The organism is Desulfurispirillum alkaliphilum, from assembly GCF_055378285.1.
The window spans coordinates 2,707,758-2,729,141 of the sequence record NZ_AP042405.1 but is presented as its reverse complement, the minus strand read 5'-3'; the positions used below and the strand labels follow the sequence as shown (position 1 = coordinate 2,729,141).

19 protein-coding genes are annotated in these 21,384 nt (G+C 55.1%); 7 read left to right on the top strand and 12 right to left on the bottom strand.

Features of this window, described 5'->3' with window-relative positions:
* Positions 1-10: 10 nt before the first annotated feature.
* The 5 genes from ACZ46I_RS12265 to ACZ46I_RS12245 all read right to left on the bottom strand — a co-directional run bounded on the left by ACZ46I_RS12265 (position 11) and on the right by ACZ46I_RS12245 (position 5,160).
* Entirely contained in the window at positions 11-181 is a 171-nt protein-coding gene (locus ACZ46I_RS12265; RefSeq protein WP_013505444.1) for a 4Fe-4S binding protein, read from the bottom strand.
* A 169-nt stretch (positions 182-350) separates the two neighbouring features.
* Positions 351-1,583 (bottom strand): aspartate kinase, encoded by a 1,233-nt coding sequence (locus ACZ46I_RS12260; protein WP_464280953.1) that lies wholly within the window; start codon positions 1,581-1,583, stop codon positions 351-353.
* Positions 1,584-2,798 (bottom strand): cofactor-independent phosphoglycerate mutase, encoded by a 1,215-nt coding sequence (locus ACZ46I_RS12255; RefSeq protein ID WP_464280952.1) that lies wholly within the window; start codon positions 2,796-2,798, stop codon positions 1,584-1,586.
* Positions 2,795-3,856, bottom strand: coding sequence for a threonine synthase (gene thrC, locus ACZ46I_RS12250; protein WP_013505441.1), 1,062 nt, complete (start codon positions 3,854-3,856; stop codon positions 2,795-2,797). The genes ACZ46I_RS12255 and thrC overlap by 4 nt, the downstream gene beginning before the upstream one ends.
* Before the next feature lie 2 nt (positions 3,857-3,858).
* Complete coding sequence (locus ACZ46I_RS12245; protein WP_013505440.1) at positions 3,859-5,160, bottom strand: homoserine dehydrogenase; 1,302 nt, start codon at positions 5,158-5,160, stop codon at positions 3,859-3,861.
* Between the two features lie 359 nt (positions 5,161-5,519).
* On the opposite strand from ACZ46I_RS12245, the gene ACZ46I_RS12240 reads away from it, so the two are divergent.
* From ACZ46I_RS12240 to ACZ46I_RS12225, 4 genes are read left to right on the top strand one after another with little or no spacing between them, the layout of a single operon-like run.
* Positions 5,520-6,749, top strand: coding sequence for a sensor histidine kinase (locus ACZ46I_RS12240; RefSeq protein WP_464280951.1), 1,230 nt, complete (start codon positions 5,520-5,522; stop codon positions 6,747-6,749).
* 54 nt (positions 6,750-6,803) lie between these two features.
* Entirely contained in the window at positions 6,804-7,478 is a 675-nt protein-coding gene (locus tag ACZ46I_RS12235) for a LexA family transcriptional regulator (RefSeq protein WP_464280950.1), read from the top strand.
* A 56-nt stretch (positions 7,479-7,534) separates the two neighbouring features.
* A complete protein-coding gene (locus tag ACZ46I_RS12230; protein WP_464280949.1) occupies positions 7,535-8,779 on the top strand; it encodes an EAL and HDOD domain-containing protein in 1,245 nt (414 codons plus the stop codon).
* A 14-nt stretch (positions 8,780-8,793) separates the two neighbouring features.
* Positions 8,794-10,272, top strand: coding sequence for a DUF342 domain-containing protein (locus ACZ46I_RS12225; protein WP_464280948.1), 1,479 nt, complete (start codon positions 8,794-8,796; stop codon positions 10,270-10,272).
* 258 nt (positions 10,273-10,530) lie between these two features.
* Here ACZ46I_RS12225 and cydB read toward each other — a convergent pair whose 3' ends face one another.
* Both cydB and ACZ46I_RS12215 read right to left on the bottom strand, forming a co-directional pair.
* Positions 10,531-11,661 (bottom strand): cytochrome d ubiquinol oxidase subunit II, encoded by a 1,131-nt coding sequence (cydB, locus tag ACZ46I_RS12220; protein WP_464280947.1) that lies wholly within the window; start codon positions 11,659-11,661, stop codon positions 10,531-10,533.
* The gene (locus ACZ46I_RS12215; RefSeq protein ID WP_464280946.1) at positions 11,661-13,199 is read right to left on the bottom strand and encodes a cytochrome ubiquinol oxidase subunit I; all 1,539 of its coding nucleotides are present in this window, start codon (positions 13,197-13,199) and stop codon (positions 11,661-11,663) included. Before ACZ46I_RS12215 ends, cydB begins: the two co-directional genes overlap by 1 nt.
* Before the next feature lie 519 nt (positions 13,200-13,718).
* Between ACZ46I_RS12215 and ACZ46I_RS12210 the strand changes: the two genes are divergently transcribed.
* The 3 genes from ACZ46I_RS12210 to ACZ46I_RS12200 all read left to right on the top strand — a co-directional run bounded on the left by ACZ46I_RS12210 (position 13,719) and on the right by ACZ46I_RS12200 (position 16,713).
* Complete coding sequence (locus tag ACZ46I_RS12210; RefSeq protein ID WP_464280945.1) at positions 13,719-15,458, top strand: cation:proton antiporter domain-containing protein; 1,740 nt, start codon at positions 13,719-13,721, stop codon at positions 15,456-15,458.
* Positions 15,459-15,560: 102 nt separating this feature from the next.
* Complete coding sequence (locus ACZ46I_RS12205) at positions 15,561-16,118, top strand: TlpA family protein disulfide reductase (protein ID WP_464280944.1); 558 nt, start codon at positions 15,561-15,563, stop codon at positions 16,116-16,118.
* A gap of 19 nt (positions 16,119-16,137) precedes the next feature.
* Positions 16,138-16,713, top strand: a complete 576-nt coding sequence (locus tag ACZ46I_RS12200) for a D-sedoheptulose-7-phosphate isomerase (RefSeq protein WP_013505428.1) — start codon at positions 16,138-16,140, stop codon at positions 16,711-16,713.
* Positions 16,714-16,789: 76 nt separating this feature from the next.
* Here the strand turns inward: ACZ46I_RS12200 and upp are convergent, their stop codons facing one another.
* The 5 genes from upp to ACZ46I_RS12175 form a co-directional block, all read right to left on the bottom strand.
* Positions 16,790-17,419: a uracil phosphoribosyltransferase gene (upp, locus tag ACZ46I_RS12195; protein WP_013505427.1), complete on the bottom strand. Its 630-nt coding sequence runs from the start codon at positions 17,417-17,419 to the stop codon at positions 16,790-16,792.
* 2 nt (positions 17,420-17,421) lie between these two features.
* The gene (locus tag ACZ46I_RS12190; protein WP_041726510.1) at positions 17,422-18,636 is read right to left on the bottom strand and encodes a solute carrier family 23 protein; all 1,215 of its coding nucleotides are present in this window, start codon (positions 18,634-18,636) and stop codon (positions 17,422-17,424) included.
* An 84-nt stretch (positions 18,637-18,720) separates the two neighbouring features.
* On the bottom strand, positions 18,721-19,515 hold the full coding sequence (locus ACZ46I_RS12185; RefSeq protein ID WP_013505425.1) for a septal ring lytic transglycosylase RlpA family protein: 795 nt from the start codon (positions 19,513-19,515) through the stop codon (positions 18,721-18,723).
* Between the two features lie 13 nt (positions 19,516-19,528).
* Positions 19,529-20,566, bottom strand: coding sequence for an N-acetyl-gamma-glutamyl-phosphate reductase (gene argC, locus ACZ46I_RS12180; protein ID WP_464280943.1), 1,038 nt, complete (start codon positions 20,564-20,566; stop codon positions 19,529-19,531).
* Between the two features lie 3 nt (positions 20,567-20,569).
* Positions 20,570-21,322: a Tim44 domain-containing protein gene (locus tag ACZ46I_RS12175; protein WP_464280942.1), complete on the bottom strand. Its 753-nt coding sequence runs from the start codon at positions 21,320-21,322 to the stop codon at positions 20,570-20,572.
* Positions 21,323-21,384: the final 62 nt, after the last annotated feature.

Genomic DNA, 21,384 nt, shown 5'->3' with positions numbered 1-21,384 from the left:
GTTCGTGTGATCAGCCTGCGGAGATAGCGCCGGAAGGGCATACGGATTCGCATGCGCCACAGTCGATGCAGGTGTCGGCATCAATAACATAGATGGCATCGCCTTGAGAAATAGCGGAAACCGGGCACTCAGGTTCGCAAGCGCCACAGTTTACGCACGCATCGCTAATTACATAAGCCATGGAAGACCTCCAGGGGAATTTCAGGTGAATGTATACAACATACCTAGCACAGAATCTAGCGAGGCAGTGGTCGGTTGTCAAGTCTTTTTCCCCGATGAAAATGCTCTGCTGAAGCGCTTTCAGTGGTCTGGCAACATTCAGCAGAGCAATGGGTTATGACTCTGCGAAGTTACTCCTTCTCCAGTTCGAAGGCTTCATGGAGTGCGCGCACGGCAAGCTCGGTGTACTTTTCGGCGATGACGCAGGATATTTTGATTTCTGAAGTGGAGATCATCATGATATTGATACCTTCATTGGCCAGAGCGGTAAACATCTTGGCTGCCACACCGGCATGGGATTGCATTCCGGCTCCGATAATGGAAACCTTGGCAACCTTTTCATCGACGAGGATATCGCCAATCTGCTGTGAGGATTTCAGGCTCTCCAGAGCTTCGAGAGCCTTGTGTACTTCATTTTTGGGCACGGTAAAGGAGAGGTCAGTCTGGCCGTCTCCTCTGGGGGAGATATTCTGAATGATCACATCAACATTGACGTTCTTCTGGGCGATGGCGCTGAAGATAGTGCTGGCCAGGCCCGGTTTGTCGTTGATGCGGGTCAGGGTGATCTTGGCTTCATTCTTATTATAGGCAATGCCGGAAATCATGACTTTTTCCATATTGGTATCCTCCTCCGATGTAACCAGTGTTCCTTCATCATCAAGTTTGAATGTCGAGCGCACGCGCACAGGCATGTTGTATTTTTTGGCGAACTCCACGCTGCGGGTCTGCAGGACTTTGGCCCCCATGCTGGCCATTTCAAGCATTTCATCGTAGGAGACGACAGGGAGTCTGCGAGCTTCCGGGACAATGCGCGGATCTGTGGTATAGACACCATCGACATCGGTGTAGATGTCGCAGCGGTCGGCCTTCAATCCGACAGCCACAGCGACGGCAGTTGTGTCTGAACCGCCTCGTCCGAGCGTTGCCACGTCCTGGGTGTCCTGGGTGATTCCCTGGAATCCGGCCACGACAACGACCTTTCCTTCTTTGAGGGACGCGTGAACGCGTTCGGCCCGGATTTCTTCAATGCGCGCCTTGGAGTGGGCGCTGTCGGTGATCATGCCCATCTGCCAGCCGCAATAGGAGATGGCGTCGATGCCAATTTGCTGCAGGGCCAGGGCAAGCAGGCCGATGGTCACCTGTTCGCCAGTGGCCACGACCTGATCATACTCTCTGGGGTTCGCGGTTGGTGCGATTTCACTGACAAGCCCTACCAGTTTGTCGGTTTCGCCAGCCATTGCGCTGACAGCAACGACCACATCGTTGCCCTCTTTTTTGACGTTGGAGACAATCTGAGCCACGTTTTTGATTTTTTCGACGGAGCCAACACTGGTCCCGCCGAACTTCATGACAATGAGTGCCATTTAACTCCCTTTCTGTTCATCGATTGCGAGTAACATTTTCATCAGTTGTGTACTGTCATGCAGGTGTACCGACCCGCATTGCAGAAGACTTTCATCGTAGCTGGTGCATGGGTCGGGAGTGATTCGCGCCCCCGTCATGGCAAAGGGTACCCGGTCGCGTGTATGGGTCCTGACCTCGACCGGAGTCGGATGGTCGGGCAGCGCTACAGCACGAAAGTTGTCATGGTATCGCGACTGCAGGTGCGCCATGACCGGTCCGACCACCTTGGCATCGAAATCTTCAATAGCCTGAATCTTAAACTGCAGTTTGCCGGCATGGCCCGACTCATCGGGGCTTTCCACATGGATGTAAACGAGGTCGACATCCGCGAGTGCCTCAATGCACGCCTGGGCCTTGCCTTCATAGTTGGTGTCTATCCAGCCAGTAGCGCCCTCCACGTGAATATTGCGAAAGCCTATACAGTTGGCGACGCCGCGCATCAGGTCTACAGCCGTGATCATGGCGCCTCTTTTCCCGTAGAGGTCAGTGAAGCGCTGAAAGCTTGGCCGTTTTCCCTGGCCCCACAGCCAGATGGCGCTGACGGGTATCTTTCCCAGTCTCGCCCGTTCCTGATTCAATGGGCAGTCGCGCAGTATTTCCATGGACCGTTCCATCAGTGTGCGCACCGGTTCCGCTCCTTCACCATGGGGGAGGTGAGGGGCGATGGCCTGATCGGAAATATCGTGGGGCGGAGTCGTTATCATCCTCTCCATGCCTCCATGCCAGACCACCAGGTGGCGGTAGCTTACCCCCGGAAAAAAAGAGAACTGCTCGTTTTGCAGGTGCTGCTTCAGGTACTGAATATAGCGGCAGGCCTCCTCCGTGGAAATATGGCCTGCGCTGAAATCGTCCATGACGCCGTTGTCTTCTTTCAGACTGACCAGATTGCAGCGGAAGGCCACATCGGTATCGGATAGCTCCACCCCCATGGCGGCAGCCTCAATGGGACTGCGTCCGGTATAGCCGGTGTCAAGCCGGTATCCGAGAACTCCCAGGTTGCAGATATCGCTGCCCACTGGAAGGTGATCGGGGGCGTTGAGAGTGCTGCCGCCAATACCACTGGCCACCATGGCGTCCATATGGGGCGTGCGGGCTACCTGCAGAGGAGTCTTGCCATCAAGGGTTGCCAGCGGGTGATCACTCATGCCGTCGCCCAGAAAGACAACGTGTTTCATGCCTCCAGTCCCAGGGCGGCCAGCACACTGGGCATATCACTGCTGGACTTCACCAGATCGATCTTCTGTTTCATGGCGGTGTCGGGGTCTTTGAGGCCGTGACCTGTCAGAGTGCAGGTGAGACGGCAGCGGCCCGTGAAGTATCCGGCGTTATTGAGTTTGATGACGCCGGCAATGGTTGCCGCACTGGCCGGTTCGCAGAAGACGCCCTCGGTGCGTGCCAGCAGGTTGTACGCCTCCAGAATCTCCTCGTCCGTTACCATGTCGATCAGGCCGCCCGATTCATCGCGGGCCGCTTCCGCCTGCTTCCAGCTGGCTGGATTGCCGATGCGGATTGCCGTGGCGATGGTCTCCGGTTCCTTGACCGGATGTCCGAGTACAATAGGAGCGGAGCCGGCAGCCTGGAAGCCGAGCATTTTTGGCAGGCGTGTTGACTTGCCCGCCTGGTGGTACTCGCGGTAGCCTTTCCAGTAAGCCGTGATGTTGCCGGCATTGCCGACGGGAATGACGTGATAGTCGGGAGCATCGCCAAGGGCCTCAATGATTTCAAAGGCGGCAGTCTTCTGGCCCTCAATGCGATAGGGGTTGACGCTGTTCACCAGTGCTACCGGGAATTTATCGGAGATGTCGCGCACCAGGTTCAGGGCATCGTCGAAGTTTCCGTCGATCTGAATGACGCGGGCGCCGTGCATGACCGCCTGGGAAAGTTTGCCAAAAGCTATTTTTCCATCGGGGATCAGGACATAGGCCTTGATACCCGCCCTGGCCGCATAAGCCGCTGCCGAGGCGGAAGTATTGCCGGTGGAAGCGCAGATGATCGCCTTGGCTCCGTCTTCTACGGCCTTGGCTACGGCCAGGAACATGCCACGGTCTTTAAAGGAGCCGGTGGGGTTCAGGCCTTCATACTTCAGGAATATTTCCAGGTTGGGATTGCCGATGGCTTCGACCAGATTTCTGCAGGCAATCAGGGGTGTGTTGCCTTCGCACAGGCTGATCATGGGGGTTTTTTCGCTCACAGGCAGGCGGTCTTGAAAACGGTATATAAGTCCTTGGTACATTTTTAGTCCTCCACGCGGATCATGACAGGGGGTTCGGTGCAGAAGTCCAGCCGTTCTATTTCGCGGATTGACAGGAGAATATCATATCCCCTGGCTTCGTGGGTGATGATGACAAAGGGGACGCTGTCGTCTGCCTGGATGCCGCGTTCTTTTTGTATGGCCGAGGCGATGGAGATACCGTGTTCGGAGAGAATACGAGAAATATCGCGCAGCACTCCCACGGTGTCCTTGACGGTGAAACGGATATAGAAGGCTGAATGAATCTCTTCTATGGAGACGATGCGCGCTTTGCGCAGAGTATGGTAGCCAAAGGGTTGAATGCGCTTTCCGGCAATATCACAGGCCATGTCTCTGGCGATCTCGATAATATCAGACACCACGGCACTGCCGGTGGGGTAGCGTCCGGCCCCCTGTCCGTAGAACATGGCTGGTCCCAGGTAGTCACCTTCCAGGTACACCGCGTTGAAGACGCCGTCAACGCTGTAGAGAGGGTGATCCTCACCCACCATGGTGGGGTGAACGCGGATGTCGATATCGCCGTCGCATTCCTTGGCGATGGCCAGCAGCTTGATCTTGTTATTCAACTCGCGGGCCAGTTCAATATCAATGGGTGATATGTTGGAAATACCCTCGGTGTAGATAGCGTTGAAGTCGAGCTCTACCCCCCAGCTCAGCAGGGCCAGGATGAAGATTTTGTGGCTGGCGTCGATGCCCTCGATATCAAAGGTGGGGTCAACCTCGGCGTAGCCGAGTTTCTGAGCCTGGGCCAGGGCTTCGTAGAAGGAGATCTTCTCGTCAGTCATCTTGGAGAGGATATAGTTGGCGGTGCCATTGATAATACCACTGATGCTGCGGACATTATTCGCGGTCAGGCTGTCACGGATGGCCCGGACAATGGGAATGCCTCCGGCGACAGACCCTTCAAAGAGGTAAGAAACGCCATTCTCCTGGGCAGCAGCAAGCAGGTCGCAGTAGTGGGCGGCGATGCAGGCCTTGTTGGCAGTGACCACGTGCTTGCCGCGCTTCATCGCTTCTATGGAAAAGGTCCGGGCCGGTTCATAACCGCCCATGACCTCGACGACGATATCAATGGAGCTGTCATCAAAAATGGCGTAAGGGTCGACAGTAATTTCTATATGGGGTGGTTTTTCCTGGACTTCGTCCAGATCCTTTACCAGGGCTTTGGTGACCCGGATGTCGACCCCGGTTCGCTGTGCAATAAGCTGGTGGTTGGCCTCCAGAATATCGGCAATGCCTTTTCCGACAACACCGTATCCCAGTAACCCAACATTGACCTGTTTCATGAATATCTCCTGAGTTCCAAGTGGTGGGAATGTACGACAATTTCATGATTTATGTCAACAGGCTCATGCATGGTGAGCGGCACAGCATAAGGGGTGGCACTCTGCCTGAAGGGCAGTCAGGGGAGTGGAGCTGGCGGGAGTGCCGCGATTAGCTTTGTGCAAATAAATGGGTCAATATGGCGCATAATGAATGTCAATGTAGCTACGGAGGAGAAATGCCTTGACAAAATTAGCCTGAAGTATACATATTGACAGTATGGATTAATAAGAGGTTAATGTCAGGCGGTCGCAGGTGCCGGTTCACCGGCTCTGTGGCTGCTTCCAGAGGATAGTGTGTACGACCTGCAGGAGGGTGCTCCATGAACACGGTAGTCAGCATCGGCAGTATTACCACAGCAGAATTGACGCAGGCCGCTGCAGAAAAGCTGCACAGTCGCGCTGAGCGATTTGCCTGTGAAGTTCAGGGGTTCGCCTGGTGTGTCGAGAATCCGGTGGATGTCCTGGTGGTGGACGCCGAACTGGCCGGAGCCAGTGGGCTGGATATATTTCGTCAGATCCGTCAGATACCGGGACGAGAACATGTTGCGGGCATTCTGGTTACGGAAAAAGGGGATAAGTGGGCTCTCTACGAAGCCCTCGATGCCGGCCTGAACGATGTGGTTACAAAGCCTGTAGACAAGGTCGAGCTGCTGGGTCGCCTGCAGAATCTGCTGCATCTGCGCTCAGGCTTTCGTGGTCTTGAGGAGAAGGTGTCTTCCCTGGAATCGCAGGTGGATAAAAGCCTTGATGATTTGCGTGAAGCGAATACCTACCTGAATAAACGTGTCCAGGAGGAGTCTGAGCGTTGTCTTCAGCAGCAGCATATTATCCTGCAGCGCACCCGTGTTATCGCCATGGGCGAGATGCTCAGTGCCGTTGCGCACCATTGGCGGCAGCCTCTGACGGTTGTGTCCCTGCTGGTGGAGAGCCTGCGAATGGACTACGATGAAGGCACTCTGAGCAGTACCGGGTTGCAGCAGTATGCCGAAGACATTATCAATGAGCTGAAGATGCTTTCGGGCACCATAGACACCTTTCGCAATATCCTCAAGCCTGATGCCAGCAAGGTGCGTTTTGAGCTGGAAGAGGCGCTTAAGAGTGTGCTGATCTTTATCTGGCCGCAGCTCAAGGACAACAATATCCGCATCACCCTTGAAGACACCAGCTCTCATGTTTCACTGTTCGGCTACCCCCGTGAGTTTCAACAGGTACTGCTGTCCATTATCGGCAACTCTCGCGACGCGATTATTCTGGCGCGCAAGCCAGGCAGGATTCTCATTCATGTGGAGCAGACAGCGGGTGAAGTGATTATCGCCATCAGTGATAATGGTGGAGGTATTGACGAGTCTGTTCTTGCGCGGATATTCGACCCCTACTTCACTACCCGTGAGCGGGGGGTTGGCAGTGGAGTGGTGCGAGGGACGGGCACAGAGCTGTATCTGGCGAAAATTGTCATAGAGGAAAAGATGGCGGGAGTCATCAGTGTGGAAAATACCAGCGAAGGCACGCGAACGACGATCCGGCTGCCCCTGAGTATTGAGGTGCAGTGATTCCACACGGCGCATATCCGGGTTTACCCATCCCACAGGCAAACAGGAGCAGCCATGGTTCCCTTTAACGGTGCATGGAGCAGAATACAGCAGCTGACCGGCTTGTCCACTCAGGCAGAGCTGGCGGATGCCTTGGGAATTAACCCGGCCTCGGTTTCCGGGGCCAAGAAACGGGGATTTTTTCCTCTGGAGTGGATGCTGAAAATCGCGCTGGATTATCAGGTCAGCATGGATGCGCTTATCGGTATCTCTGAACACGGGCAGATGGTGGGAGTATCTGCTTTTCAGGCAAAAACAGCGGCAATTCTTTCTGGTAAGTCCTCCAGTGAGGAAAATGCACTGCTTCATGAATACGAAAGCAGCCCGATTGATGACAGAACCCTTGAGACAGTTGTGTCTCCCCACAGCAAGGATCAGCTGCTGCAGGCCATAGGGTTTTCAACAGAGACCATGGCCATCGTGCGCGCCCATTGTGACAGCATGGAACCGACCATACGCAAAGGGGATCTGATGGTCGTGGACAGGAGCTGTACCGCTATTGAAACCAATGGTATTTATGTTTTTCAGGCGAAACAGAACCTGATCATTAAAAGAGTAGAGCTCCTGTTGAATGGATTTTTACGCTTTTTCAGCGATAACCCGGCCTATCCCTCCGAGAGGGTGCATCCAGAGCAGCTGTCTGCTGAAGATATCTTTGGTCTGGTGGTGTGGAAAGGCGGACGTATCTGAGTTTGGAGCAATGTGGAGAGACATTGACGGAAAAAATTACGACTGGGGTACACACCATGCACAAGATATATATCGGAAGACAACCCATATTGGATGCCGATAACCAGATTGTTGCCTATGAGTTGTTTTTCCGCCATGGAAAAGCCAACTTTACGGTGTATGAAGATTCTGTTCAGGCCTCTGCGCGAACCCTGGTGAATTTTCTCATGAATTTCGGGATCAACAACCTCATCGGCGATAAGCTTGGCTTTGTCAACATCGATGATCGTTTTCTGATGACCGATGCCATTGAAGCTCTGCCCCAGGACCGTATTGTCTTTGAAATCCTTGAACACAGCACTATTTCCGATGAGCTGGTGGAGCGGGTGCGCGACCTGTCATTCAAGGGATACCGTTTTGCCCTGGATGAGGTGATATTCGAGCGGGAGTACCTGACCCGCTTCAAGAACCTGGTGGACAAGGTGGAGTTTATCAAGGTGGACTTCAGCCTGAACAGCCCGCGTCGACTGGTGCGCATGGCCCACACCTACCGGCAGTTCTACACTACGCTGATTATCGAGAAAATGGAAAATCGCCGCGATGTGGAACTGTGCCGCAAGCTGGGATTCTCGCTTTTCCAGGGCTATTACTTCGCCCATACCGAAGTCATTGAAGGCCATGCCTACGAGCCCTCGAAGCTGACAGTGCTGAAAACCATTCAGCTGCTGAATTCGGAAACCAGCACGTCCCAGGAAATCGAAAGCGAGCTGAAATTCTGCCCGGAACTCAGCGTCAATCTCCTCAAATACATCAACTCCGGTGCCTTCTACCTGCGCAGCAATATTGCCTCCCTGCACCATGCCATCACCCTGATGGGGCGCATCAAGCTCCAGAACTGGCTGCTCCTGCTCTGCTACTCTGATCCCCAGAATGGTGGACTGCGCGGGCCAGTCTTTGAGTCGGCCATCTTTCGCGCCAAGCTGATGGAGGAAATTGCAGCCCATCTGTACGGCTCCGCCAGTGCCGAAAAAGATCAGAGCTTTCTGGTGGGCATTCTCTCCCTGGTGGACGTGATCTTCCAGATGGATAAAACTGAAATCATCAGCAGCCTGAAACTCAGTGAAGTGGTGTCGGAGGCCGTGCTTCATTATGAGGGACGTATCGGCACCATGCTGCAGCTGGTAGAGGCCATGGAAAAGCAGACCACGGATACCGTGGAAGGCTATGCCACCGGGCTTGGTCTTGACCTTGATGCGCTGGAGAATATGCGCATCAATACCTACGAGTTTCTGCAGAACTTTATCCGAACCCTGGAACGCTGAACAGGAGGGCCGCGGTGAGCAGCAAGATTCCTGTTACCAGAACCGTGTCCCTGGAGATATCCGATGACAAGCTGAAAGCGACGCTGCTGATATACAGCCTGCGCAACCTCAGCGATACCGTCTGGCGCGACGCGGTGGATGTGGCGCACATTGCCGAACCCTATGTGATTGACGTCACGCAGCAGATCCGACAGATACAGCGTGAGCACGCCAAAAGCGCCATGGGATTTCCCTTGCGCATTACCATTGCCACCGGAGTTCCTCCCGTTCATGGTGAAGACTCATCGGTTCATTATTCCATTGACCTGGCGCGTAGCCCCGGTGAAATTGACGAACAGACCGGTGCCATCAACTTCCGGGAGCGGGGGCTGGTCAAAGAGGTCAAGTCCGGCAATACGATTCTGGAGATTCAGTGGGCCACCAAGGGAGTGAAGGGTTTTACCATTTTCGGCAAAACCATTGCCGCCCGCAATGGAGAGAACCGCCTGAAACTCAAGGCAGGTGCCGGTGTGCGGGAGCAGCACTATCCCGATAATGAACGTACCCTGTTCATTGCCCAGCGCGATGGTGTTGTCCTGCAGCAGGAACAGACCATTATCGTCAGTGAAGTATTCGCCCTGAAAGGCGATGTGGATTATGCAACGGGCAATATCCGCTTTGATGGCTCTGTAACCATTACTGGCACCGTGAAAGCCGGTTTTGAGATCGAAGCCACCGGAGATGTCACCATTGAAGGCCATGTGGAGAAGAATGCCGTCATCAAGGGTGAAAGTGTGGTGATAAACGGTGGCTGCTACGGGAATATCAAAGCGCGCAGGCTGGCGCAAATGGATTTCGCCGAAAACGCCAGGGTAACCAGCGAACGCGAAGTGGTCATCAAGTCCATCGCCCGCACGGAAGTCATTGGCACCAACGTCATGGTGAACTCAGTGATATCCAGTCGCATCACCGCTTACGATGAACTGGTCATCTCCGAAATCAACTCTTCACTGAATATGCCCAGCTTCATTATCGCCTATGATCCCTGCGCGCTGGAAGTGATCAACCAGTTTCGCAGCCAGTACTCCAATCTCAGCTTCGAAATGGAGCTGCTGGAAAGCTATTTCGCCAATATCGGCATTAAAAGCGAATCCCTGCTGGGCGAAGCCCGGCGCAGCCACAATGTACACCTGGTTCCCCCCGGATACGCCATCAAACTTGACGAAGGTGGCAACATTCTCTCCACGGATCCTCACGCCTGGTTTATCCCTCCCGACGCATCCCAGAAAGCCAAACGCCTTGCCCAGGTGCGCGAGCTGCTGGTTCGCTTCAAGGAGGTTATCAAGACGATGATTCAGCGTACGCCGGGTACCATTCGCATCCTCTCCCATTGCGATCGCGATACCGTCATCGACATGTATGGGGTGGAAAAATACCTGAATTCCACCCGCAGCCGCTGCACCTTTACCTACGACTTTGAGAACAACTGCATCATCGAGAAGCTGGGCCGCTGAGAACGCAGGCAGAGCTGAAACAATGCAAAAGCGGCGGGCCCTCAGGCCTCGCCGCTTTTATTATGTGTGAACCGTTCGGAGGTGCACGTTGTGTGTCCTTGCAGCAGGGGCAAAAGGACAGTTGCTCCTGCGGGTTACTGCTCTTTTTTCAGATAGCTCTTCAGGCTCCAGAAGCAGAAACGATAGCTGGCGTAGATCAACACCGGCCAGACGGCCAGCATGACTGCCGATTTTACCAGTTCAGACATATGCTCCCCCTTAATACGCTTCTTTGTTCTGGCTGATCTCTTCAGCCGTGATTTTTTTGCGGTCCATGGCTCGCCAGGCCAGGATAATATATCCCAGCACCACCGGAACCACCAGGGAGACGTAACTCATTACCGTCAGCGTATAGTGGCTGGCAGAGCTGTTAACGATGGTCAGCGAGCTCTGCAGGTCGTAGTAGGAAGGGTAGAATGCGGTGTTGTTGAGCCCCAGATTCAGGAACAGGCTCATGACCACCAGCACCGCTCCTGGCCCACCGAACCAGATACCGCTGAGGGATTTTTTAAACACGGTGATGAATACCGAGTAGAGAACCAGCAGCACGCCAGCCAGGAACATGACCAGTACCACAGGCATGGCCAGGAAGTTCTTCAGGTACTTGTAGCTCTCCAGGAAAACAAAGCCGCTGAGGGGGTCGTAGGCGTAGCCGTCACGCAGCAGCAGCCACACGGCAAAGATCAGGAAGAATGGCAGGAACAGGATGGTGTTGATGAGCACCGACTTGCGGCCCCGTTCGCGGATACCCTGGTGGTCGATATTATTCATGAAGTACATGGCACCCAGCATGCGACCCAGGAAGAACACGGCAAGGCCCAGGGAGACATTGAACAGGTTGAAGGCCGCTTCAAGCCCGCGCAGGTCGTTCTGCCACTGGGAGAGATTGTACTCGTTGAGGCTGAAGGCCGCTCCACTGAAGAGGGTGCCCACGGCAGTGCCGATCAGGATGACCCCGATGCTGCCGTTGATCAGCAGGAAGGTTTCGTAGGTGCCGGCACCCAGAAGGTTGCCCGGTTTTCTGCGGAACTCATAGGATACCGCCTGGAGGACAAAGCAGTAGAGAATCGCCATCCACACAAAGTAGGCGCCGCCGAAGCTGGTGGCATAAAAGAGTGGGAACGCGGCAAAAAAAGCGCCACCAAAGAGCACCAGGGTGGTGAAGCCAAGCTCCCACTTGCGTCCCAGGGAGTTGATCATCAGGCTCTTTTCCTCCTCGTCTCTGGCCAGGGTGCGCAGCAGTGTCTGACCGCCCTGGACAAACATCATGAAGACCAGCAGACCCGCCAGCAGTGAGAGGATGATCCACCAGTATTGTTGCAGTGTCAGGTGTTCAAAGCTTCCAAACATCACTTGCCTCCCTGTGGTCCGATGACGATCTGCTGCAGCATAACCCGCAGACCGGCAATGAAGAAGATGATAAACAGCAGGACAAAGAGCCAGAAGGTGATCTGCACCGCGCCGGCACCAATAGAGGTTGCGGCAGCCTGTACCGGCAACAGATCCTGGATGGCCCAGGGCTGACGCCCGACTTCAGCTACCAGCCAGCCCGCCTGGGCGGCGATAAAGCCAAGGGGAATCGAGAAAACGCACAGGCGCAGGAACCAGGGCTTGTCTTCTATGGTCCCTCGTCGCAGGAAGAAGAAAATACCGGCGAAGAGGGCAATGAAGAAGACCCCAAGGCCTACCATGACCCGGAAGCTGTAGAATGTCAGAGCCACCGGCGGAACAATATCAGTGGGGTTTTCCAGGTAGCCGTAACCGATGTAGGGAGCGTTTTGCTCCACGAGCGCACGGTACCGTGCCGCTGCCACAAAGTCGCCGTTGTCCTGGGCCTGCTTGTATGATGCCAGGGCTGACTGCGCGGTTTTGCCCCGTTCAATCAGGGTGCTGGCCGATTCAATTCCCTCTGCGGAATTCCCGTAGACCAGATCATTGATGCCAGGCACAAAGGCATTGACATCACGATAGCCCATGAAGGAGAGAGCATAGGGAATATGGATATCAAAGAGGAAGGGGTCGCGGTCGTCACCAGGTCGTTTTCCTGGTGTCAGCATCCCCAGGGCCACGACGCCAGCCTGACGCTCGCCATCATAGAGACCTTCCATGGCAGCCAGCTTCATGGGCTGCTTCTGGGCAATCTCGTAGCCGGATTCATCGCCGCTCATGGCCAGGAATATGGACATCATCAGGCCGAAGGCCGCGCCGATGGCCATACTGCGCTTGGCGAACTGCACATCGCGTTTTTTAAGCAGATACCAGGCGCTGATGCCCACCACAAAGAGAGCGGCAACCACATAGCCACTGGCTACCGTGTGCAGGAATTTGGTGATGGCCACTGGCGAAAAGAGAATCTCCCAGAAGTTGAGCATTTCATTGCGTGCCGTGTCGGGATTGAAGTGCGATCCCACCGGATACTGCATCCAGCCGTTAGCGATAAGAATCCACAATGCTGAGAGGTTGGAGCCGATGGCAACCATCCAGGTGGCGAAGAGGTGCGTTCCCTGGCGTACCTTGTCCCAGCCAAAAAACATGACGGCGAAGAAAGTCGCCTCCAGGAAGAAGGCCACAATACCCTCCACGGCCAAAGGAGCGCCAAAAATATCGCCCACCAGCCAGGAGTAGTTGGACCAGTTGGTGCCAAATTGAAATTCCATAATGAGCCCGGTGGAAATACCGACCACGAAGTTGATGGCAAAGAGCTTCATCCAGAACTTTGTCACCATCTTCCAGTATTCATCACCGGTTTTGACGTAGATGGTTTCCATGATAGCCACGATAAAGGCAAGACCGAGCGTGAGCGGAACAAAAATAAAGTGAAACATTGCGGTAACCGCGAACTGCAGACGTGACCAGTCCACGTACCCTATTCCGGTAGCCAACTCCATAGACGACTCCTTGTGTAAGTCTTTTCCGCGTTAAAGTGCCTGCGCTTTTCTCATTTCAGCTGACAGGCGCATCCTATCACGTGTCACTGTACTGAGAAAGAGCAGATGGCGAATTGTGATTATTTTCCCGAATCACATTGGCGATTATGATATTGTTTACCGCGTCAGTCAAGAATAAAATGCGCGGTGTATTCTGAGGAGAAAGAAAGCCTGAAAAGCATTATGAGGAATGGTTGAAGGGGAAAGCGTGGATTTTCGAAAGACAATCAGGGTCTGATTTGGTATAAAGCCAGGGTGAATTGCTAAGGGTGTGCCTGAAGCGCGGTAGTGTGCGGTGATTTTCCCTTGAGCGTGGCTCCTTTAACAAAAATACCTGTAATACTTCACGGTGCACAGTGGTTTTTTTCAGCGGGAACGCTGGTGGAAGTACCGCTCATCTACCCCTCTCTGGTCCCGGTTATGCCTGTCTTCCCACGCACAGTGAAGGGCTGCAAATAATTTTCCGAGGGAGTTGTCCTGATGGAGTTAATGTCTCATCACGATCTGGTGATGTTCCTGCTGGCAGTTGCCGTGTTGCTAGGCGCTGCACGCTTTTTCGGTGAGGTTGCCCGCAGGCTTGGCCAACCATCGGTGCTGGGGGAGATTGCGGCGGGCATCCTGCTCGGGCCAACATTGCTTGGAACCCTTTTCCCCTCGGTTTTCAACGCCCTGTTTCCGGCCTACGGTCCCGTGGCAATTGCCATTGGAGCCTTCAGCCTAATTGCCATAACCCTTTTCCTGCTGGTAGCAGGTATGGAAGTGGATCTCTCCACCCTCTGGCGTCAGGGGAAAAGCGCGACTTCCATCGCCTTCTTCGGCATGGTTATTCCCTTTGGCCTCGGTTATCTGGCCGTTATTGCCATGCCGTCACTTTTCCATTTTACTGGCCATACCTCCTTGAACCTCTATGCACTCTTCTTCGCGACCGCTCTTTCCATTTCGGCCCTTCCGGTTATTGCCAAAACTTTGATGGATCTGAACCTCTATCGTTCTGACATTGGAATGGTTGTTATCGCGTCGGCCATGGTCAACGACCTTGCCGGCTGGATTATCTTTGCCATGATCCTTGGTTTGATGGGTTCTGCCGTTGTCAGTAATGGACCGGATATCAGCTATACCATTATGCTTACCCTTGTTTTTGTTGTATTTATGCTCACCGCGGGCCGCTGGATTATCAACCGGGTTCTGCCGTGGATCAATGCCCACACAAGCTACCCTGGCGGTATTCTTGGTTTTTCCGTGACTCTGGGGCTTCTGTGCGCGGCCTTTACTGAATGGGTAGGTATTCATGCCATCTTTGGTGCTTTTATTCTGGGGATCGCCTTAGGGGATTCGCGACATCTGCGCGAACGCACTCGTGCGACCATTGATCAGTTTATTTCATTTATCTTTGCCCCTATATTTTTTGCCAGCATCGGGCTCAAGGTGAATTTTATTGAGCACTTTGACTTGCTGCTGGTTCTGATGGTACTTTTCCTGGGCACACTCGGCAAAGTAGGTGGATGCCTGCTGGGTGCCCGCATCGGGAATTTCAGTCGCCGAGAATCCTGGGCCATTGGTTTTGCCATGAACTCGCGGGGAGCCATGGAAATCATTCTCAGTCTGCTGGCCCTGCAGGTAGGTCTGATAGGGCAGCCCATGTTCGTGGCCCTGGTGATACTGGCGCTGGTCACATCCATGACTAGTGGTGCGTTGCTGCAGTTCATCCTTAAACGCAAACGCCCGGTGCACTTCACTGATTTCGCCTCTTCCCATGCATTTCTCGCCAACTGGCAACCGGAAAATCGTGAAGAGGCGATCCTGGAATTGTCCCATGTCGCGTGCGAAACCTGCCCCAACCCCCTTGACGCTCAGCGGGTGAACAGGATGGTCTGGAACCGCGAGTGCCTGATGTCAACAGCACTGGGAAATGGTGTGGCAGTCCCGCACGCGCGAATTCCCTGGCTCAGGGAGCCTCTGGTCGCCATCGGTATTGTGCCCAAGGGAATAGATTTCGACACTCCCGACGATATGCCGGTGCACCTGGTCATTCTGGTGCTCACCCCCTATGATGAGGCGGGGCATCAGCTTGATATCATGTCAGATATAGGCGGGCTCTTCCGAGACTCGCAGCTGATGGCGCGTATCCTCGAGGTAGAGAATTATACGCAGTTTCTCATGGAGCTGCGGCTGCAACGTGAAGCGACTGAAGGTTCTCACTCTCCAGTGACAGCAACCTGATCCCTCACCCGCCTCCATTAAGTACCTCAGGGACTTTTCGCCCCGGGCAATCTGTGATAGTTTCCTCACTTGTTGACTTCATGACAGAATACGAGGTTTTTCATGGCAAAAAATACGAAGAAGAAAAGCAACAGCACCTTCTGGATTGGCTCTGGCCTGGCACTGGCCATAATCGTCGGCCTGATCCTCTTTATCGGCCTCTCGGGAGACAAGCAAACCATCCAGGCCGAAGCGGTACACCTTTCCGCGCACATCCAGCAGGCCAGTTTCACGGATGTCTTCGGACGTTCGGTGAGCATCGGCAATAACAAAGGCAATGTGTTGCTGGTGAACTACTGGTCCAAGGACTGCCCCGCCTGTGTGCAGGAGCTGCCACACCTGCAGAAGCTCTATGACACCCACTACGGCAGCGACTTTGACATTATCAGCTTCAACCTGGACCGCATTTCGGCGGCAGAGCTTGAGCGTTACCTGCAGCAGAACAACATCACCTTCCCCGTGGTGCATACCAGCGCGGGCTATGTTATTGAAAACACCCGCATATCCTCAACGCCGACGTCGGACATCCTGGACAAGGAAGGCAATCCCGTTCGCCGCTTTGTGGGCATTCCCCGTGGCACCGAAATGGATGACCTGATTGAAAGGCTTATGGCACACTGAGTGCCCAGGAGGAAAGTCAGTGGATACCTATGATATCATCAGCCGCCAGCTGAAGGAGCACCGTCAGCTGCTTGATCAGATGGAGCAGCTGATCCCCACCATTGCCACCATCGCCGATGTGATAGCCGGCGCCCTGCGCCATAAGCACAAGGTGCTGCTGATGGGCAATGGCGGCTCGGCCAGTGATGCCATGCATATGGCCGGTGAGCTGCTCGGTCGCTTTCTGCTGGAGCGCCACTCCTATCCCGCCATTGCCCTGTGCGCTGACAATGCCGCCATGACGGCCATCGCCAATGACTATGGCTATGAAAATGTCTTCCGGCGCCAGGTGGAAGGGCTCTGTCAGGGAGGTGATATTGTCTTTGGCATCAGCACTTCCGGCAATTCCCCCAACGTGATCAGCGCCATGGAAGAGGCCCATCGCAAAGGCGGCGTCACCATCAGCCTCAGTGGTCGCGATGGTGGCAAGCTGGCCGCCATGACCCACCACTCTATCATCATTCCCTCACCCCATACACCGCGTATCCAGGAGATGCACATCATGGTGATCCACATCCTGTGCGATCTGATCGAAAAACGTATGGAGTTCGGGTAGCTTCTCCCGTTCGTGATAACAGAAAACGCCCCTGCGGGAATCTCCTGCGGGGGCGTTTGTGTGTAGAAAATCAGCGTTATCTGGTCCCGAAAATGCGATCTCCCGCATCACCGAGCCCGGGAAGAATGTAGCCCTGCTCACTGAGCTTTTCATCTACAGCGGCCACATAGATCGGCACATCGGGGTGATGGTCGAAGAAGTGACGGATGCCCTCTGGCGCGGCGATCAGCGCCATAAACTTGACACTGCGTGCTCCGGCTTTTTTCAGCTCATCCACGGCGATGACAGCGCTGCCACCTGTCGCCAGCATGGGGTCCACCAGAATAACATCCCGCTGGTGCATATCCTGGGGCAGCTTGTTGTAGTAGACTACCGGTTGCAGGGTATCGTGATCGCGATACATACCCAGGTGGCCAATGCGCACATTGGGAATCAGGTTTTCAATGCCGCGCACCATACCAAGGCCTGCCCGCAGAATGGGTACCACCGCCAGCTTTTTGCCACCCAGCACCTTACCCCTGGTTGGCACCAGGGGAGTCTCGATGTCAGTATCTTCCAGCTCCAGGTTGCGGGTGATCTCATAGGCCATCAGCATGGAAACCTCTTCCAGCAGCTCCTTGAACATCTTGGTGGAAGTATTCCTGTCCCTGATATAGGTAAGTTTATGCTGGATCAGCGGATGATCCACAATAAAGACATCCTGCACGCTCAGCTCTCCTTGCCCAGGTTCTGTGGCAGCACAATGTTCAGAATGACGCCCACCAGTCCGGCAAGCCCAAGGCTGCCCAGGTGAAACTGGCCGATATTCAGCGCCATACCGCCGATGCCGAAGACGAGAATGACGGCGACGATGATCATGTTGCGTCCGTTGGCCATATCCACCTTGGCCCGTACCAGGGAACCAATGCCGATGGCGGTGATCATGCCGAAGAGCAGGATCATGATACCGCCCATGACGGGCACGGGAATCGTCGCCAGTATGGCTCCCAGCTTGCCCACAAAGGCGAGGGTAATAGCCGTGATGGCGGCGATGGTCATGATGGTCGTATCGTAGATGCGCAGCAGGGCCACGGCGCCGGTCACTTCAGAGTAGGTGGTGTTAGGTGGTCCGCCGAACATGGCGGCTGTGGAGGTGGCCAGGCCGTCACCCAGCAGGGTATTCTTCAGACCCGGCTCCTTCAGATAGTCTTTGCCGGTGACCTTGGAAATGGCGATCATATCGCCGATGTGTTCAATGGTCGGTGCAATGACCACGGGAATCATAAAGAGAATGGCAGCCAGGTGGAATTCGGGCATGGTGAAGGCCGGTACTGAGAACCACTGGGCTTCGCGAATGGGGTCAAAACTGACGATACCCAGAATCAAAGCAGTAGCGTAACCACTGCCGACGCCCATCAGGATCGGAATAAAACGCAGCATGCCTCGTCCCCACAGGGTCACGCCAATAGTGGTCAGCAGAGATACAGCGGCAACCGTAATGGCCTGAGGCAGCGGCACCAGCTGGTAACTGCCGTCGCCAGTCATTCCCTGGGCCATGTTCACGGCCACCGGAGCGAGAATCAGCCCGATCAGCATGATGACTGGCCCTACTACAATGGCGGGCAGATACTTGTGGATAAAACCGTCACCTTTGAGACGTACGGCGAAGGAGAGGGCCACTTGCACCAGACCGGCGGCCAGCAGACCACCCAGTGTGCCGGGCAGGCCATAGAGCTCTGTGGCAACGATGATGGGGGCGATGTAGGCAAATGAGCTGGCCAGGAAGATGGGCACTGTGCGTTTGGTGATAAACTGAAAGAGCAGGGTGCCGATGCCGGCGGTGAAGAGGGCGACCGAGGGATCAAGGCCGGTGAGCAGGGGAACCAGAACCAGGGCGCCAAAAGCGACAAAGAGCATTTGTACGCCGGTAATGGTTTTCCGGATGGGTGACAGGGATTCCAAACATTCCTCCAGAGAAAGTATTCTATGCCCGTTACAGGCGATAAACAGTGTTGGTCTGGTACAGAGCTACTGAGCCACCACGACGTTGTCCACACCGCGGCGCTGCAGCCGCTCGCTCTCCAGTTCGGCTGTCGCGAGGGTAGTATACCTGCCGACCCTGACCCGGTAAAGTGTTCCCTGGGGTGAGTCATGGGGAGTGACACTCACGTGCTGGTACTGGGTACGGAGCTGTTGCGCTTGCTGTTCTGCGTTTTCACGGCTGCGGAAAGCGCCCACCTGCAGGGTGAAATTACCCTGCTGGATCATTTCCCGGGAGCGGAAAAAATCACCGGTCTGGTGGCGGGTCGTCTGCGCGCGAGGATCGCGCAGGTTGTAGCCCAGCACGATGATTTCGACGGGAGCGGTGCCGGGGCCGACCATGTCGATACGCTCTGCCGCAGCCTTGGAAAGATCGATGATCCGGCGTGGCGCGAAGGGTCCACGATCGTTGATGCGCACGATGGTGGACTTGCCGTTCTCCAGATTGTTCACCTGCACATAGACGTTCATGGGCAGGGTTTTATGGGCGGCCGTGAACTTGTACATGTCGTAGGTCTCGCCGTTGCTGGTCTTGCGTCCGTGGAAGGGGTGACCGTACCAGGACGCGATGCCCCGCTCACGAAAGCCTGTGGAGACAGTTTCAACGGGATGATAGGTCTGTCCGTCGATGGTATAGGATCGCAAGGTGCCGGGAGCGTGTCCGGCGGGGGTGCCGAAGTCCTTGCGTATGGGTGGCATGGAAGCCCGTGGATCCCGTGGGCCGCAGGCGGTGGTCAGCCACAGAGTGGAGGCCAGAAGCAGCAGCGTGAGCACAATGCGCATGGATACGACTCCGTCAGAGCACTTGAAGCATACCCTTCAGGCCGCAGTCTTCGGGAAGGCCGAACATGATGTTCATGTTCTGCACCGCCTGCCCCGACGCACCCTTCATCAGGTTATCAATGGCAGCAATCACGATGGCCCGCTGATGGGCAATGTCGATGTGTATGCCGATAAAGCAGTTATTGGAGCCACGCACGTCGCGCACACTGGGGAAACGGTCCAGGCCCAGAAAGTACACAAAGGGTTCGTGCTGGCAGAACTGTTCATAGGCAGTCACAACCTGTTCCACCGTGGTGCCGGGTTGCAGTCCCAGGTAGGTGGTGGTCAGCATGCCACGACTCAAGGGGAGCAGGTGGGGGGTGAATATCACGTCACTTTGCAGAGTGCCCAGCTTGTCCATCTCCTGGGTGATCTCCGGCTGGTGGCGGTGGGTGCCTACGCCATAGGGAGAGAAACCTTCGTTGATTTCCACAAAGTGGGTGCGGGGGCCGGGCTTCTTGCCAGCACCACTGACACCACTTTTGGCGTCGACGATGACGGGATTGCAGAGAAGGCCCTTCTGCGCCAAGGGAGCCACCGAGAGCAGTGTGCAGGTGGGATAGCAGCCGGGATTGGCCACCAGAGAGCTGGCGGCAATGGCGGTGCGATTGATCTCACTGAGGCCGTAGACTTTCTGACGCAACAGTTGGGGTGCCAGGTGGTCTTTGCCGTAGATATTCCGGTAGGCGGCGGCGTCATCAATGCGGAAATCGGCGCTCAGGTCGATAACCCTCACCCCCAGCTGGTGGTAGGCAATGGCCGCTTCCATGGCCTCGCCATGGGGCAGCGCCAGAAAGACCACATCGATGCGCCTGGCTATGGACTCCGGTATGTTCTCTTCGAAGCGAAGATCGCACAGGCCATGCAGGGCCGGATAGTGGTCGGTGACGCGCTCTGTGCAGCTGGACTGACTGGTGGCGACTTCCAGGGTTGCTTCCGGATGGAGCAGCAGAATACGCATCAGCTCCGCGCCGGTGTAGCCGGTAGCCCCGATAATGGCGGCCCGTATCATTGTTTACTCCTCGTACTCGTCGGCGTCATACACGCCTATCAGCTGCCAGGCGGCTTCGCCGATATTGCGCATGAAGCGCCAGTATTCCGTGACTGTTTCGTGTAGCGGCTCAGGTTCACCCTCAACATCGACAGGCAGGAAAGTGCGGTCCAGGGTTGCTTCAAATTTCACCGTAATGCAGTCCGTTCCCATCTGCTGAATGGCATCGGCCACCAGTGCCGAGTGGATGGTGGCGGAATCCAGCTGAACGCGCTTGCCTTCTTTGCGCCAGGTGGCAATGTCCTCCTGAAGCTGGTTGAGCATAGCCTTGTCCATCAGGAATTCAATCTGTTCAAGCTCTTCGTTGGCCTTGGCCTGCTGCACCGTGCTGAAAACCTCGCGGGCGGCAGCCAGAAAGTCACCTTCCGTGAAGTTGGGGTCGCTCATCTCAATGGGGCGCAGTCCCTTGTGGGTTGTCTGTTCAGGATACAGGGAGGTTATCTTGTCTGCACCGGGTGTTGTTGTACGCGGTTCGTTGCTGGCGGTAGGGGAATAGCTATCCTGGTCTTTGCCGCCGAGGGTCCAGTCGTCCTTGGGGTTGTTGTTGCGGGAAGTGCGACCGCGCAGGGCGCGCACGATGAAGAAGATGATCGCGCCGATAAAGAGGATATCAAAAATACTGAATGTGGCGGAATTGGAGGATGGTGCCGCATGGGATGTGGAAATGGAATATATGAACACAAAGATGATCAGGAGTACAAAGGGAAAACGCTTCATTCGCTGGAATCCTCCGGGAAAGTTTGTGGTCACAGAATACTGACATGACCGTCAAAAGTAAA

Bases quoted from the DNA above. Each gene is read 5' to 3' on its own strand.
- argC (WP_464280943.1), bottom strand. From the start codon at position 20,566: ATGATACGGGCCGCCATTATCGGGGCTACCGGCTACACCGGCGCGGAG.
- ACZ46I_RS12175 (WP_464280942.1), bottom strand. From the start codon at position 21,322: ATGAAGCGTTTTCCCTTTGTACTCCTGATCATCTTTGTGTTCATATAT.
- ACZ46I_RS12265 (WP_013505444.1), bottom strand. From the start codon at position 181: ATGGCTTATGTAATTAGCGATGCGTGCGTAAACTGTGGCGCTTGCGAA.
- cydB (WP_464280947.1), bottom strand. From the start codon at position 11,661: ATGTTTGGAAGCTTTGAACACCTGACACTGCAACAATACTGGTGGATC.
- ACZ46I_RS12210 (WP_464280945.1), top strand. From the start codon at position 13,719: ATGGAGTTAATGTCTCATCACGATCTGGTGATGTTCCTGCTGGCAGTT.
- ACZ46I_RS12245 (WP_013505440.1), bottom strand. From the start codon at position 5,160: ATGAAACAGGTCAATGTTGGGTTACTGGGATACGGTGTTGTCGGAAAA.
- ACZ46I_RS12255 (WP_464280952.1), bottom strand. From the start codon at position 2,798: ATGAAACACGTTGTCTTTCTGGGCGACGGCATGAGTGATCACCCGCTG.
- ACZ46I_RS12205 (WP_464280944.1), top strand. From the start codon at position 15,561: ATGGCAAAAAATACGAAGAAGAAAAGCAACAGCACCTTCTGGATTGGC.
- ACZ46I_RS12185 (WP_013505425.1), bottom strand. From the start codon at position 19,515: ATGCGCATTGTGCTCACGCTGCTGCTTCTGGCCTCCACTCTGTGGCTG.
- ACZ46I_RS12215 (WP_464280946.1), bottom strand. From the start codon at position 13,199: ATGGAGTTGGCTACCGGAATAGGGTACGTGGACTGGTCACGTCTGCAG.
- ACZ46I_RS12230 (WP_464280949.1), top strand. From the start codon at position 7,535: ATGCACAAGATATATATCGGAAGACAACCCATATTGGATGCCGATAAC.
- ACZ46I_RS12235 (WP_464280950.1), top strand. From the start codon at position 6,804: ATGGTTCCCTTTAACGGTGCATGGAGCAGAATACAGCAGCTGACCGGC.
- ACZ46I_RS12240 (WP_464280951.1), top strand. From the start codon at position 5,520: ATGAACACGGTAGTCAGCATCGGCAGTATTACCACAGCAGAATTGACG.
- thrC (WP_013505441.1), bottom strand. From the start codon at position 3,856: ATGTACCAAGGACTTATATACCGTTTTCAAGACCGCCTGCCTGTGAGC.
- ACZ46I_RS12260 (WP_464280953.1), bottom strand. From the start codon at position 1,583: ATGGCACTCATTGTCATGAAGTTCGGCGGGACCAGTGTTGGCTCCGTC.